Origin of the sequence: Chromobacterium sp. CV08, from assembly GCF_051129845.1 — a bacterium.
Classification (GTDB): domain Bacteria; phylum Pseudomonadota; class Gammaproteobacteria; order Burkholderiales; family Chromobacteriaceae; genus Chromobacterium.
The window spans coordinates 3,550,549-3,564,889 of the sequence record NZ_CP150453.1; the positions used below are offsets into that span (position 1 = coordinate 3,550,549).

Here is a 14,341-nt window from a genome sequence, read left to right on the forward strand (position 1 = left end):
CGCGTCGACGCGGCCGGCGGATTCGGCGAATGCTTCGCCGGCAGCGCTTAGCGGCTGCCCTTCTGGATGAACTCGATCTTGTAGCCGTCCGGATCCTCGATGAAGGCGATCACCGTGGTGCCGTGCTTCATCGGGCCGGCCTCGCGCGTCACCTTGCCGCCCTTGGCGCGCGCCATGTCACAGGCGGCGTAGGCGTCGTCGACCTCGATGGCAATGTGGCCGTAGCCGCCGCCCAGATCGTAGGACTCGGTATCCCAGTTGTGGGTCAGTTCCAGCACCGTGTGCTCGGCCTCGTCGCCGTAGCCGACGAAGGCCAGCGTGAAACGGCCTTCCGGAAAGTCGTTGCGGCGCAGCAGCTTCATGCCCAGCACTTCCTGGTAGAAGGCGATCGAGCGTTCCAGATTGCCGACGCGCAGCATCGTATGCAGCATTCTCATGGCGTTTTCCTTTCAGAGATCAATCGAAGACAAACAAGGCGCCGCCGTGCTGGCGCAGCCAGCGGCGGGCGTCGCGCCAGCCGGGGCAGAGACGCTCGGTCTCGGCCCAGAACGCCGGCGAGTGGTTCATGTGTTCGAGGTGGGCCAGCTCGTGGGCGATCACGTAGTCGACCACGGCCAGCGGCGCCTGCATCAGCCGCCAGTTCAGGCGGATGCGGCCGTCGGCGCTGCAACTGCCCCAGCGCGTGCGCGCCGACGACAGCTGCAGCGAACCGGGCTTGCGGCGGCAATGCGCCGCCAGCAGCGCCAGGCGGCCGGGAAACAGCGTCGCCGCCTCGCGTTTCAGGAATTTGCCCAGCACGGCCCTGATCGCGTCGCGGTCGCCGTCGGCGACGCCGGACACCAGCAGCTCGCCGCCTTCCCGACGCGCCGTCTTCCGCGCGCCGCCGGTCAGCCGCAGCGCCAGCGGCTCGCCCAGCAGCGTCAGCCGGCTCAGGTCCTCTCCGGCTTCCAGATGGCCGCGCTGGCGCAGCACATGGCCGACTATCCAGTCGTAACGCTGCTGCAGGACCTGATGCAGCCGTTGTTGACTGACTCCGGGCGCGGCGATCAGTTCCACCACGCCCCCCTGCACCTTGATGCCTATGCTGCGGCGCGCGCGGCGCGTCAGCAGCACGGGCACCTCGCCGTCAGGCAGAGGCAGGCGATGCCAGACGCTGGCGTTTTTCATCGGGATCGGCAAACGGACCGACGCCGCCGATCTCGCGCTGACGCGCCTCGATCCAGGCTTCGGCCTCGGCCATCATCGCCTCGGGGCCGGCGTCTTCGCTCGGGTGGATGGCCGGACCGACCACGACGGTGATCTCGCCCGGATGCTTCAGGAAGGCGTTGCGCGGCCAGAACTCGCCGGCGTTGTGCGCCACCGGCACCAGCGGCATGTCGAACTGCTTGGACATCCTGGCGGCGCCCAGCTTGTATTTGCCGACCAGGCCCGGCCGGGTGCGCGTGCCTTCGGGGAAGACCGTGATCCAGAAGCCGTGGCGCTTGCGCTCCAGGCCCTGCGCCAGCAGGCGCTGATTGGCGCCGGCGCGGTCAGAACGGTTGATCATGATGGGATTCATCAACACCAGGCCCCAGCCGAAGAACGGTATCCAGGCCAGCTCGCGCTTGGCGACATAGACCTGGAACGGGAAGATCTTCTGCAGCGCCAGCGTCTCCCAGCCGGACTGGTGCTTGGACGCGATCACCGACGGCACCGTCGGGATGTTCTCCGCGCCGATCACCTTGTATTTCAGGCCGATCACGTGCTCTAGCATCCAGAACAGCGTCATCGCCCAGCCGACGCCGAACACGTGCCGCTTGCGGCGCGGCAACGGCGCCGCCAGCAGCAGCAGCGTGAAGAACAGCGGCGTGACGACGATCAGCGCCAGCCAGTACAAGAGATTGCGTATCCACAGACTGATCATGCTTGCAGCTTCTGCCTCAATGTTGGTTGATCAGGTGCTCGGCGGCGTCGTACAGGTCGTCGAACACCAGCGTGTTTTCCGGCAGGCCGCCCTTGGCCAGCGTCTTGCCGCCCTTGCCGGTCTTCACCAGCATGGGCTGGCCGCCGACGGCGGCGACGGCCTCCAGGTCTCGCAGGCTGTCGCCTATCAACGGCAGGCCCTCCAGCTTGACATTGAAGCGCTCGGCGATCTCCAGCACCATGCCCGGCAGCGGCTTGCGGCATTCGCAGCCGTGGTCCGGACCGTGCGGACAGAACACCACCGCGTCGATGCGGCCGCCGGCCTGGCCGACCAGCCTGTGCATCTTCTCGTGCATCGCGTTCAGCGCGTGCACGTCGAACAGGCCGCGGGCGATGCCGGACTGGTTGGTGGCCACCACGACGCGCCAGCCCGATTGCGTCAGATTGGCGATCGCCTCCAGGCTGTGCTCGATCGGCACCCACTCGACGCTGTTCTTGACGAAATCGTCGCGATCCTCGTTGATCACGCCGTCGCGATCCAGAATGACTAGTTTCAAGGTTTTCCCCATCGGTCGGAGGCCCGCGGCGCGGGCGCTCCGCCTTTCGTCTTTCTCAGTCGGCCAGCAGCGAGATGTCGGCGACGCGGTTGAACAGCGCGGCCAGCCCGGCCAGCAGCGCGATGCGGTTGGCCCGGACCCTGGCGTCGTCCGCCATCACCATCACGCCGTCGAAGAAGGCGTCGACCGGCGCCTTCAGGCTGGCCAGCTGCGCCAGCGCCCCGGCGAAGTCGTGGGCGGCGAACTTGGCCTCGACGGCCGGCGCCAGCTCGCGCACCGCGGCGAACAACGCCTGTTCGGCGGCTTCCTGCAGCAGGGCTTCGTCGACCGCGGCGATCTCGCCTTCGGCCTTTTTCAGGATATTGTTGACCCGCTTGTTGGCGGCGGCCAGCGCGGCGGCCTCCGGCAGCGACTTGAAGCCGGCCACGGCGGCCAGCACCGCGCGCACCTCGCTGATGCGGCTCGGGGCCAGCGCCAGCACCGCGTCGATCTCGTCGCCCTTGTAGTCGGCGGCCAGGAAGTTCTTCAGTCTGTCCATCATGAAGCCGAACACTTCGTCGGCGACCGTGGCGGACAGCTTGCCGGCCGGGAAGGCGGCGGCGACGATGGCCAGCAGCTGCTTCAGGTCCAGATCGGCCTCCAGCGCCATCCGCACGACGCCGAGCGCGGCGCGGCGCAGCGCGAACGGGTCCTTGTCGCCGGTCGGAATCAGGCCTATGCCCCAGATGCCGACTATGGTCTCCAGCTTGTCGGCCAGCGCCACCGCGGTGGCTATCGGACCTTCCGGCAGCGTGTCGCCGGCGAAGCGCGGATGGTAGTGGCCCTCGATGGCGGCCGCCACCTCGGCGTGCTCGCCGTCGTGCTGGGCGTAGTACATGCCCATGACGCCCTGCAGCTCGGGGAATTCGCCGACCATGTCGCTCACCAGGTCGGCCTTGGCCAGGTAGGCGGCGCGGGCCGCCAGCGCCGCGTCGGCGCCCAGCTCGGCGGCGATGGCGCCGGCGATGCTCTGCAGACGCTCGACGCGCTCCAGCTGCGAGCCTATCTTGTTGTGGTAGACCACATTGGCCAGCCGCGACAGACGGCTGTCCAACCGATGCTTCTGATCCTGCTCGAAGAAGAACTTGGCGTCGGACAGGCGGGCGCGCAACACGCGCTCGTTGCCGCCGATGACGAAGGACGGATCCTGCGGCTCGATATTGGACACCAGCAGGAAGCGGTTCATCAGCTTGCCGCTCTTGTCCAGCAGCGGGAAGTACTTCTGATTCTGCTGCATCGTCAGGATCAGGCACTCCTGCGGCACCTGCAGGAATTCGGCCTCGAAGCCGGCCTCGAGCACCACCGGCCACTCGACCAGACCGGTCACTTCGTCGAACAGCGCGTCCGGCGCGGCGATGGTGGCGCCGAGCCGGGCGGCGGCCTCGGCCAGCTTGTGGCGGATCAGCTCGCGGCGCGCGTCGAAGCTGGCGATCACCTTGCCCTCTTCGTGCATCGCGCGGGCGTAGCCGTCTGCGCCGGCGATCACCACCTCGCCCTGCGACAGGAAGCGGTGGCCGCGGGTGACATTGCCGCTCGAGAGGCCCAGCACCTCGCCGGCGACGACCTGGCCGCCGTGCAGCATGACCAGGCCGTGCACCGGGCGGACGAACTGCATGTCGGAATCGCCCCAGCGCATCAGCTTCGGCGCCGGCAGCTTCTTCAGCGCCAGCGCCACCACCTCGGCCAGCACCGCGGACAGCGCCTCGCCTGCCTTGGTGCTGGAATAGGCGTAGACGTCCTGCTTGCCGTTGTTGACGATGGACAGCTCGGACACCTCGACGCCGCAGGAGCGGGCGAAGCCGGCCAGCGCCGGCGTCGGCTGGCCGTCCTTCAGGCCGGCGGCGGCGGCCGGGCCCTGGCGGGTGATGCGCTGCTCCGGCTGCACGGCGAGCACGCCGGGCAGCTGCACCGCCAGGCGGCGCGGCGACGCGTACACCACCGCCTCGGCGTCGGCGGCGGCGAACTGCATCCGTTTCAGTTCTTCGGTGATGGTCTGGGCGAAACTGGCGGCCAGACGCGGCAGCGCCTTCGGCGGCAGCTCCTCGGTCAGGAGTTCGATCAGCAGGGTTGCGTTCATTCTATTTCGGTTTCAATTATCGTGATGCGGCTCCGGCGGCCTCGCAGATCACCTTCATCATGGCGTGGGCGACCGACTCCTCGTTGACCGGCTGCCACTTCCAGGCATAGCGCGGCACCGGAAACATGGTGGAAAACAGGTGCTTGTTGTTCTGGTCGAAATACTCGGAACCGACAAACACGTACTGGTACTGCTTGCAATCGGCGTAGCCGGTGGTGCGGCGGATGTAGAAGTGCAGCTTGTAGGACTGTTCGTAACGCTGCTTGACGAAGCGCTCCTGATTGATGAAGTGAACCAGTCCGTCCTTGCCCATCCACAACGAATTGCCGTCTATCGCCAACTGCAGCTGGCCGCCGTCCTGGTAGACCACCCAATCGGCAGCCGGCGCCGCCCAGGCGGGCAGGCCGGCCAGCAGGCACATCGCCAAACAGACTCTCATCGTCGCTCCCATCGGTCGAGCCGGCCGATGCCGGCCCTAACAGCATAGGCGAACGCCATCAGCCCTTGCGGCACATCGGGAAGCCCAGGGCCTCCCGCGCGTCGTAATAGGCCTGCGCCACGCCGCGCGACAGATTGCGGATGCGGCCGATATAGGCGGCGCGCTCGGTCACCGAGATCGAACCCCGGGCGTCCAGCAGATTGAAGGTGTGGCCGGCCTTCAGGATCATCTCGTAGGCCGGCAGCGGCAAGCTGGCCTCCAGCAAGGTCTTGGCCTCAGCCTCGTAGTCGTTGAACTGGCGGAACAGCAGCTCGACATTGCTGTGCTCGAAGGCGTAGCGGGACTGCTCGACCTCGTTCTGGTAGAACACATTGCCGTAGCTCACCGGCTGGCCGTCCGGCAGATGGGTCCACACCAGGTCGTAGACGTTCTCCACGCCCTGCAGATACATCGCCAGCCGCTCCAGGCCGTAGGTGATCTCGCCCAGCACCGGCTTGCAGTCCAGACCGCCCACCTGCTGGAAATAGGTGAACTGGGTCACCTCCATGCCGTTCAACCACACTTCCCAGCCGAGGCCCCATGCGCCCAGCGTCGGGTTCTCCCAGTCGTCCTCGACGAAACGGATGTCCTGTTCCGTCGGATCCAGGCCCAGCTCCTTCAAGGAGCCCAGGTACAGTTCCTGGATATTGGACGGGGCCGGCTTAAGCACCACCTGGAACTGGTGGTGCTGGAACAGGCGGTTCGGGTTCTCGCCGTAGCGGCCGTCCTTCGGCCGGCGGCTGGGCTGCACATAGGCGGCGTTCCACGGCTCCGGCCCCAGGGCGCGCAGGAAGGTGGCGGTATGCGAGGTGCCGGCGCCCACTTCGGTGTCGTAAGGCTGCAAGAGCGCGCAGCCCTGGCGGTTCCAGTAGTGCTGCAGCGTGAGGATGATTTCCTGGAAGGTAAGCATAAACGGGGCGATAGTGGACAAATAAACGTCGATTCTACCGCCTGACGCCCCCGACGCAAAGCCGGACCCCGCGACGGGCCGGCGCGGCGGCTATAACCGGATAGATGATTGCCGGCGGGAAACCACCCTATGCCTTCCACGATAAGCATGAAGTCCAGACTGGCGCTGCTGGCGCTGATCAATCTGGTCGCGCTCCTGGTGCTGGCCGGCGCCGGCGCCGCGCAGCTGGCCGGCATGGACCGCGACGTCGAACGACGACTGGACGTCGCGCTGCGGCAAAGCGGGATCAACCGCGACCTGCAATTGGCCAATCTGCACTTCAAGATCCAGGTGCAGGACTGGAAGGACGTGCTGCTGCGCGGCAACGACGCCGCCGACTACGCCGCCTACCTCGCCGCCTTCGAGGACGAAAGCCGCGAGGTCGACCAGCGGCTGGACCAGACGGCGGCGGCGCTGCGCGACGGCGGCCAGTCCAGCGCGGCCGTCGATGCCATCCGCGCCGAACACGGTCGGCTGAACGCCCGCTACCGCGCGGCGCTGGCCGACTTCCGCGTCGACGACAGGCTGTCCGGCCAGCGGCTGGACCGCCAGGTGCGCGGCATGGACCGCGACATGACGGCGCGGCTGTTGCGGGAAGCCGCGGCAGTGCAAGACGGCTTCGAGCAGCTGATGCGGCAGCAGATCGCCGACACAGGCGCCAGCTACCGCCGGACGCTGCGATGGTTCGGCGCCATCGCCGCCGTCAGCCTGCTGGCGCTGGCCGGCGCCATCGCCTACATCGGCGTCGGCCTGTTCCGCCAGGTGGGCGGCGAGCCGGCCGTCGTCGCCGATATCGCCAAGCGGGTGGCCGACGGCGACCTGTCGCTGGACGTCAGGCTGCGGCCCGGCGACGACAGCAGCGTGCTGGCGGCGATGCGGCGCATGGTGGCGCAGCTGACCGGCGTGATGGACGAATTGCGGCTGAACGCCGAACAGCTGGGCGTCAGCTCCGACCAGGTGTCGGCGACGGCCCAGGCGCTGAGCCAGAGCGCCTCGCAGCAGGCAGCCAGCCTGGAGGAGACCAGCGCCTCGGTCGAGCAGATTTCCGCCACCATCGCCCAGAACTCGGAAAACGCCCACATCACCGACGACATGGCCGGCCACGCCGCGGCCAGCGCCGGCGACGGCAGCCGGGCGGTGGAGCGCGCGGTGCGGGCGATGCGCGACATCGCCGGCCGGATAGACGCGATAGACGACATCGCCTACCAGACCAATCTGCTGGCCCTGAACGCGGCCATCGAGGCCGCCCACGCCGGCAGCCACGGCAAGGGCTTCACCGTCGTGGCGGCCCAGGTGCGCAAGCTGGCCGAGCACAGCCAGGGCGCGGCGCGCGAGATCGGCCAGCTGGCCGGCGACGGCGTGGCGATGGCCGAACAGGCCGGCGCCGCGCTGTCGGCACTGTTGCCGTCCATCCGCAAGACCGCCGGCCTGGTGCAGGAAATCGCCCACGCCTCGCGGGAGCAGAGCGAGGGCCTGCAGCAGATCAATGTCGCCGTCAGCCAGCTGTCGCACGCGACCCAGCTGGACGCGTCGACGTCCGAGCAGCTGTCGGCCACCGCCGAACAACTGAACGAGCAGGCGACGCGGCTGCGGAATATGCTCGCCTACTTCCGCACCGTGCCCTCCCGGCTGCTGGCATGAAAAAAGCGGCCCGTTACGGGGCCGCTTCGCATGCTGACGGACGCGGGACTCAGCGCCAGTCCAGGATCACCTTGCCGCTCTGGCCGGACAGCATCGCCGCGAAGCCCTGCTCGAACTCGTCGACCTTGAAGTGGTGGGTGATGATGGGGCTGATGTCGAGGCCGGACTGGATCAACGCGACCATCTTGTACCAGGTCTCGAACATCTCGCGGCCGTAGATGCCCTTGATCTCCAGGCCCTTGAAGATCACCTGGTTCCAGTCGATCGCGGTATTGGACGGCGGAATGCCGAGCAGGGCCACCTTGCCGCCGTGGTTCATCGTCTCCAGCATCTGGCGGAAGGCCTGCGGATTGCCGGACATTTCCAGGCCGACGTCGAAGCCCTCGGTCATCTGCAGTTCCTGCATCACCGCCTTCAGATCCTCGCGGGCGACGTTGACGGCGCGGGTGGCGCCCATCTTCCTGGCCAGCTCCAGCCGGTAGTCGTTGACGTCGGTGATCACCACGTGGCGCGCGCCGACATGCCTGGCGATGGCCACCGCCATGATGCCTATCGGGCCGGCGCCGGTGATCAGCACGTCCTCGCCGACCAGATTGAACGACAGCGCGGTGTGCACGGCGTTGCCGAACGGGTCGAAGATGGAGGCCAGATCGTCGGAGATGTCGTCCGGGATCGGGAAGGCGTTGAAGGCCGGGATCACCAGGTATTCGGCGAAGGCGCCTTCGCGGTTGACGCCGACGCCGGTGGTGTTGCGGCACAGGTGGCGGCGGCCGGCGCGACAGTTGCGGCAATAGCCGCAGGTGATGTGGCCTTCGCCGGACACGCGCTGGCCTATCTTGAAGCCCTGCACCTCCGAACCCATGCCGGCGACGACGCCGACGTACTCGTGGCCGACGTGCATCGGCACCGGAATGGTCTTCTGCGACCACTCGTCCCAGTTCCAGATATGGATGTCGGTGCCGCAGATCGCGGTCTTGACGATCTTGATCAACAGATCGTTGTGGCCGACTTCCGGCAGCGGAACGTCGGTCATTTCCAGGCCGGGAGCGGCCTTCAGCTTGGCAAGCGCCTTCATTTTTCAATCCAATCTATCGCCATGCAAGGAAGCTTGGCCGGGTAGCGGCGCAAGCCGCCGTACGACGCGGCGGCTTGCGGACCGTACCCCGATTCATCCTGCTTGGTTAAAATCACGCTTAGGCTATCGGCGGCTTACGGGCCATGCCCTTAAGCCACCCTACATGACTCAAATCACGCCCAGCTCGCGGCCGACCTTGATGAAGGCGGCCACGGCCGTCCTCACCTGCTCCTCGCTGTGCGCGGCCGACATCTGCGTGCGGATGCGCGCCTTGCCCTTCGGCACCACCGGGTAGGAGAAGCCTATCACGTACACGCCCTCGGCCAGCAGCCTGGCGGCCATCTCGCCGGCCAGGCGGGCGTCGCCCAGCATCACCGGCACGATCGGATGCTCGCCCGGCACCAGCGTGAAGCCGGCGGCGGACATCTCGCGGCGGAACAGCTCGGCGTTTCGGCGCACCTTGGCGCGCAGCTCGGCGCCCTCGCCGCTCTTCAGGATGTTCAGCACCGCTATGCTCGCGGCGGCGATGGCCGGCGCCAGCGTGTTGGAGAACAGATACGGACGCGAGCGTTGGCGCAGCAGGTCGACGATGGGCTGGCGCGCGGCGACGTAGCCGCCGGACGCGCCGCCGAGCGCCTTGCCCAGCGTGCCGGTGTAGATGTCGACGCGGTCGGCGACGCCGCACAGCTCGGGCGTGCCGGCGCCGCTTTCGCCGATGAAGCCCACCGCGTGCGAATCGTCGACCATCACGATGGCGCCGTGGCGGTCGGCCACTTCGCACAGGCCCTTCAGATTGGCGATGATGCCGTCCATCGAGAACACGCCGTCGGTGACGATCAGCTTGAAGCGGGCGCCGGCCTGTTCGGCGGCCTGCAGCTGCGCCTCCAGATCGGCCATGTCGTTGTTCTTGTAGCGGAAGCGCTTGGCCTTGGACAGGCGCACGCCGTCGATGATGGACGCGTGGTTCAGCTCGTCCGAGATCACCGCGTCCTCCTCCGTCAGCAGCGTTTCGAACACGCCGCCGTTGGCGTCGAAGCAGCTGGAATACAGGATGGTGTCGTCGGTGCCGAGGAAATCGGAAACGGCTTTTTCCAATTGCTTGTGGACCGATTGGGTGCCGCAGATGAAACGCACCGACGCGCAGCCGTAGCCGTATTCGTCCATGCCGGCCTTGGCCGCCAGCACCAGCCGCTTGTCGTCGGCCAGGCCCAGATAGTTGTTGGCGCAGAAATTCAGCACCTGCTCGCCGCCGGCCAGCGCGATGCCGGCACTTTGCGGCGTGGCGATCACGCGCTCCGGCTTCTCGAAGCCGTCGGCCCGGATCTGCGCCAGCGTGGCCTGCAGATGGGCAAGATAAGTGTGGTTCATGACCATTCCTTGGATTGGCCGGACGCGCGGCGCGTCCGGACTGCGTCGCGCCCCGCCCCAGGCGGCGCGCACCGGAAAACTGTAGCCATTCTAGCCCAGCCTTCCTCCGACCAGCAGTGACAGTTGTCAGCGTTTTGGCGGCGCTTTGTCACCGTCATGCGATGTTCCGGAAACCGCTTCGTCCTCGTCGTCCCAGGCCAGCGGCTTGACGCCGGGCGGCAGGTCGGGCGGCGGCTCGCGCCTGGCCAGCCTGGCCAGGATGCCGGCCACGGTGGCGACCGGCGCGGCGATCACCGCGCCCCAGAACCAGGTGGAATGCAATACATCCATGACATCGTTCCCCCAAAAACAAAGCCCCCTGCCGCATGCGGGCAGAGGGCGCGGCTCATCGCTTCCTATTATCGATCAACGGCGGCGCAGCAGGCGGGCGGCGTCCATCGCGAAATAGCTCAGGATGCCGTCGGCGCCGGCGCGCTTGAACGCCAGCAGGCTTTCCATCATGCATTTCTCCTCGTTCAGCCAGCCGTTCTGGAAGGCCGCCTTCAGCATTGCGTACTCGCCGGACACCTGGTAGGCGAAGGTCGGCACATGGAAGGTGTCCTTGACGCGGCGGATCACGTCCAGATAAGGCATGCCGGGCTTGATCATCACCATGTCGGCGCCCTCTTCCAGGTCCTGCGCCACTTCCTGGATCGCCTCGTCGATATTCGCCGGGTCCATCTGGTAGTTGTTCTTGTCGGCCTTGCCGAGATTGGCCGACGAGCCCAGCGCGTCGCGGAACGGACCGTAGAAGCCGGACGAATACTTGGCGGAGTACGCCAGGATCTTGGTATGGATGAAGCCTTCTTCCTCGAAGGCCTCGCGGATCGCGCCGATGCGGCCGTCCATCATGTCGGACGGGCCGAACACGTCTACGCCGGCCTCGGCGTGGCACAGACCCTGCTTGATCAGGATCTCGGTGGTCTCGTCGTTCAGCACATAGCCGTTGGCGTCCACCACGCCGTCCTGGCCGTGTATCGTATACGGGTCGAGCGCGCCGTCGGTCATCACGCCCAGTTCCGGGAAGCGCTTCTTCAGTTCACGCACCACGCGCGGCACCAGGCCGTCCGGGTTGTAGGCCTCGCGCGCCTCGTTGTCCTTGCCCTCGGTGATCACCGGAAACAGCGACAGCATCGGGATGCCCAGCTCCAGCGCCTCTTCCGCCACATGCAGCAGCTTGTCCAGCGTCAGGCGCGGCGCCCCCGGCATCGACGGCACGTCCACCACCTGGCCGCTGCCCTCCATGACGAAGACCGGATAGATCAGGTCATTGGCGGTGACGACATTTTCGCGCATCAGCCGGCGGCTGAACTCGTCTTTGCGCATCCGGCGCATGCGGGTGACCGGGAAATAGCGATTGGCAAAAATCATGACGACTGGCCTCTGATAAAGACAATGTCAATTGTACGCCCATTATCGGCGCCATGGCAGACACGGCGGACCGGGGTCTGACATTTACTCATGGCTACCATGCCGGCGCGATGGCCGGGATTGCGCTTTACGCACACTGTCCGATCATTGACATTTGCAAAAACACAACACCCGATCGTCATTAAATCCCCATTTACAACTTGCTCAATAAGCAAATCGATCGAGGCTTGTCGGACCCCTCCGAAAAAGGCCCATCAAGTCATTGATTTGAAAAAATTTGCCTTAACAATATGGTTTTCTCGGAGAAAATACTAACGTCATTAATATACTGCTTTTCAAACTGTTAAGAAATGTTTCTTGACGACAAACTTATGGCCAAGACACACTGCCGGACCTGGTGACAAGGACGCAAAACCGCTTGCGCCAGTGCCCTAGAGGCAGATTCAAAAAACAAAGGATAGAGGAGAGATAGAGATGAAAAAAATCATCATTGCCGCCGCCGTCGCGGCCGCCGTGCCCGCGCTTGCCCACGCAGACGTGACCCTTTACGGTTCGCTGCGCGCCGGCATTTCCAGCACCAAGAACAGCACCAACAACTATACGTCCACCTTCGGCGTCGACGACTTCGGCAGCCGCATCGGCTTCAAAGGCAACGAAGACCTGGGCAACGGCCTGAAGACCATCTGGCAGGTGGAAACCGGCCTGTCACTGGACGGCACCTCCGGCTTCGCCAGCACCGACTCCGGCAAACTGGCCAGCCGCGAGAGCTTCGTCGGCGTCGAAGGCGGCTTCGGCAAGCTGCGCGTCGGCTACCTGACCGACGTGCTCGGCGACAGCGAGTCCACCGACAACCTGTACGGCCCGTTCCGCGACAATATGGGCACCGGCTTCCCGCTGTACGAAGCCACCGACGTGTTCGGCGCCTACGGCGACTCCCGCTTCAAGAACGGCATCCGCTACGACAGCCCGGACCTGTCCGGCTTCAACGTCACCGCCCACTACGGCGCCGGCGAAAGCCAGACCGCCGGCCAGATGAAGCAGGGCGACAAGATCGGCCTGCGCCTCGCCTACCAGAACAGCGGCTTCTTCGGCGCCTGGGCCTATGCCGGCGCGCTGAACACCAAGGGCGGCAGCAACAGCTCGACCAACCGTATCGAAGGCGGCTACAACGCCAACAACCTGTACCTGGCCGCCACCTATCAATGGGTGACGCTGTACGGCAACGCCCAGGCGCTGCCGGGCATCGCCAATCTGAGCCCGACCATCGCCGCCGGCGGCAACAAGCTGGAAAACCAGACCTGGGCGGTCAACCTCGCCTACTCCATCGGCAACTTCAAACCGTCCGTCGTCTACTCCAAGCGCGGCGACGCCAAGGTCGACGGCGTGCGCTACAGCCTGGGCGCCACCCAGTGGGCCGCCGCGCTCGACTACACCGTCAGCAAGCGCACGCTGCTGCAGGCCGGCTACGGCCAGATCAAGGAAAACCGCGACGCGCAGCTCGCCAACAACCACGCCAAGGACACCTCGTCCACCGTCTGGGCGATGATGAAGCACAACTTCTAAGCGCCACGGCCAAGTCATGGAATGTGCGGACAGCCGCCCCTCGGGGCGGCTGTCTCGCTTTCGACGCCGATAAAAAAGCCGGCCCTCACGGGCCGGCTGATTGCCGCGGCCATCGGACAGCCGCTTACTCGAAGAAGTCGCGCAGCTTGTCCATGAACGACTTCGAGCGGGGATTGTGCGTGGCGACATCGCCCTGGCTGATCGCCTCGAACTCGCGCAGCAGCTCCTTCTGGCGCTCGGTCAGCTTGACCGGGGTCTCGACGATCACATGGCAGTGCAGATCGCCGAACTCGCTGCCGCGCACCGCCTTGACGCCCTTGCCGCGCAGACGATAGACGCGGCCGCTCTGGGTCTCCCCGGCGATCTTGACCTTGGCCATGCCGTCCAGCGTCGGAATCTCCACTTCGCCGCCCAGCGCCGCGGTCGCGAACGAGATCGGCATCTCGCAATGCAGGTCCATGCCGTCCCGCTGGAACACCGCGTGCGGCTTGATGTGGGTGACCACGTACAGATCGCCGGCCGGACCGCCGTTCTGGCCCGGCTCGCCCTCGCCGCCGAGACGGATGCGGTCGCCCTCGTCGACGCCGGCCGGAATCTTCACGTTCAGCGTCTTGGTGGTCTTCTTCTGGCCGGCGCCATGGCAGCTGGTGCACGGGTCGGAGATCTGCTTGCCGCTGCCGTGGCAGGTCGGGCAGGTCTGCTGGATGGAGAAGAAGCCCTGGCTCATGCGCACCTGGCCGTGACCGCCGCAGGTCGAGCAGGTCTTGGGCTGCGTGCCCGGCTTGGCGCCGCTGCCGTTGCAGGTGGAGCAGGCCTCGTGCGACGGAATGCGGATCTGCTTCTCGCAGCCCCGCGCCGCCTCTTCCAGCGAGATTTCCATGTTGTAGCGCAGATCGGCGCCGCGGTAGACATTGGAGCGCCCGCCGCCGCCGCCGGCGCCGCGGCCGCCGCCGAAGATGTCGCTGAAGATGTCGGCGAAATCGCCGAAACCGCCGAAGCCCTGGCCGCCGCCGCCGGCCTGCGGATCGACGCCGGCATGGCCGAACTGGTCGTAGGCGCTGCGCTTCTGGCCGTCCGACAGGATCTCGTAGGCTTCCTTCACCTCCTTGAACTTGTCCTCGGCTTCCTTGCTGTCCGGATTGCGGTCCGGATGGTATTTCATCGCCAGCTTGCGGTAGGCTTTCTTGATGTCGTCTTCCGACGCATCGCGATTGACGCCCAGCACATCGTAATAGTCTTTTTTCGACATTGTCTTTCACTCTCTGGTCGGCCCGGCCCAGCC

Annotated in this window: 14 protein-coding genes; 2 read left to right on the top strand and 12 right to left on the bottom strand. The window is 66.1% G+C overall.

Annotated features, from left to right (window positions below; genetic code table 11):
- Nucleotides 1–47: 47 nt before the first annotated feature.
- The 7 genes from gloA to glyQ are packed head-to-tail and all read right to left on the bottom strand — an operon-like array spanning nucleotide 48 to nucleotide 5,963.
- Nucleotides 48–437, bottom strand: a complete 390-nt coding sequence (gloA, locus tag WNM05_RS16300; RefSeq protein ID WP_434628794.1) for a lactoylglutathione lyase — start codon at nucleotides 435–437, stop codon at nucleotides 48–50.
- 19 nt (nucleotides 438–456) lie between these two features.
- The gene (locus WNM05_RS16305) at nucleotides 457–1,167 is read right to left on the bottom strand and encodes a M48 family metallopeptidase (RefSeq protein ID WP_434628796.1); all 711 of its coding nucleotides are present in this window, start codon (nucleotides 1,165–1,167) and stop codon (nucleotides 457–459) included.
- Entirely contained in the window at nucleotides 1,127–1,903 is a 777-nt protein-coding gene (locus WNM05_RS16310) for a lysophospholipid acyltransferase family protein (RefSeq protein WP_434628798.1), read from the bottom strand. Before WNM05_RS16310 ends, WNM05_RS16305 begins: the two co-directional genes overlap by 41 nt.
- A 16-nt stretch (nucleotides 1,904–1,919) precedes the next feature.
- Nucleotides 1,920–2,459 (bottom strand): D-glycero-beta-D-manno-heptose 1,7-bisphosphate 7-phosphatase, encoded by a 540-nt coding sequence (gmhB, locus tag WNM05_RS16315; protein WP_101709004.1) that lies wholly within the window; start codon nucleotides 2,457–2,459, stop codon nucleotides 1,920–1,922.
- Between the two features lie 55 nt (nucleotides 2,460–2,514).
- Nucleotides 2,515–4,575 (bottom strand): glycine--tRNA ligase subunit beta, encoded by a 2,061-nt coding sequence (gene glyS / locus WNM05_RS16320; protein WP_434628800.1) that lies wholly within the window; start codon nucleotides 4,573–4,575, stop codon nucleotides 2,515–2,517.
- Nucleotides 4,576–4,591: 16 nt separating this feature from the next.
- Nucleotides 4,592–5,014 (bottom strand): surface-adhesin E family protein, encoded by a 423-nt coding sequence (locus tag WNM05_RS16325; RefSeq protein WP_434628802.1) that lies wholly within the window; start codon nucleotides 5,012–5,014, stop codon nucleotides 4,592–4,594.
- A gap of 58 nt (nucleotides 5,015–5,072) precedes the next feature.
- Nucleotides 5,073–5,963, bottom strand: a complete 891-nt coding sequence (gene glyQ / locus WNM05_RS16330) for a glycine--tRNA ligase subunit alpha (protein WP_434628804.1) — start codon at nucleotides 5,961–5,963, stop codon at nucleotides 5,073–5,075.
- Between the two features lie 129 nt (nucleotides 5,964–6,092).
- Between glyQ and WNM05_RS16335 the strand changes: the two genes are divergently transcribed.
- Nucleotides 6,093–7,643, top strand: a complete 1,551-nt coding sequence (locus WNM05_RS16335; RefSeq protein WP_434628806.1) for a methyl-accepting chemotaxis protein — start codon at nucleotides 6,093–6,095, stop codon at nucleotides 7,641–7,643.
- 49 nt (nucleotides 7,644–7,692) lie between these two features.
- Here WNM05_RS16335 and tdh read toward each other — a convergent pair whose 3' ends face one another.
- The 4 genes from tdh to hemB all read right to left on the bottom strand — a co-directional run bounded on the left by tdh (nucleotide 7,693) and on the right by hemB (nucleotide 11,496).
- Nucleotides 7,693–8,718: an L-threonine 3-dehydrogenase gene (gene tdh / locus WNM05_RS16340; protein WP_434628808.1), complete on the bottom strand. Its 1,026-nt coding sequence runs from the start codon at nucleotides 8,716–8,718 to the stop codon at nucleotides 7,693–7,695.
- Nucleotides 8,719–8,886: 168 nt separating this feature from the next.
- The gene (locus WNM05_RS16345; RefSeq protein ID WP_434628810.1) at nucleotides 8,887–10,086 is read right to left on the bottom strand and encodes a glycine C-acetyltransferase; all 1,200 of its coding nucleotides are present in this window, start codon (nucleotides 10,084–10,086) and stop codon (nucleotides 8,887–8,889) included.
- Nucleotides 10,087–10,212: 126 nt separating this feature from the next.
- Nucleotides 10,213–10,416 carry a hypothetical protein gene (locus WNM05_RS16350; RefSeq protein ID WP_434628811.1) on the bottom strand — a complete coding sequence of 68 codons (204 nt, stop codon included), beginning with the start codon at nucleotides 10,414–10,416 and terminating at the stop codon, nucleotides 10,213–10,215.
- A 75-nt stretch (nucleotides 10,417–10,491) separates the two neighbouring features.
- Nucleotides 10,492–11,496, bottom strand: coding sequence for a porphobilinogen synthase (hemB, locus tag WNM05_RS16355; RefSeq protein ID WP_434628813.1), 1,005 nt, complete (start codon nucleotides 11,494–11,496; stop codon nucleotides 10,492–10,494).
- Between the two features lie 474 nt (nucleotides 11,497–11,970).
- On the opposite strand from hemB, the gene WNM05_RS16360 reads away from it, so the two are divergent.
- Nucleotides 11,971–13,059, top strand: a complete 1,089-nt coding sequence (locus WNM05_RS16360) for a porin (protein WP_434628814.1) — start codon at nucleotides 11,971–11,973, stop codon at nucleotides 13,057–13,059.
- 124 nt (nucleotides 13,060–13,183) lie between these two features.
- On the opposite strand, the gene dnaJ is transcribed toward WNM05_RS16360, so the two are convergent.
- A complete protein-coding gene (gene dnaJ, locus WNM05_RS16365) occupies nucleotides 13,184–14,308 on the bottom strand; it encodes a molecular chaperone DnaJ (RefSeq protein ID WP_434628816.1) in 1,125 nt (374 codons plus the stop codon).
- Nucleotides 14,309–14,341 lie beyond the last annotated feature (33 nt).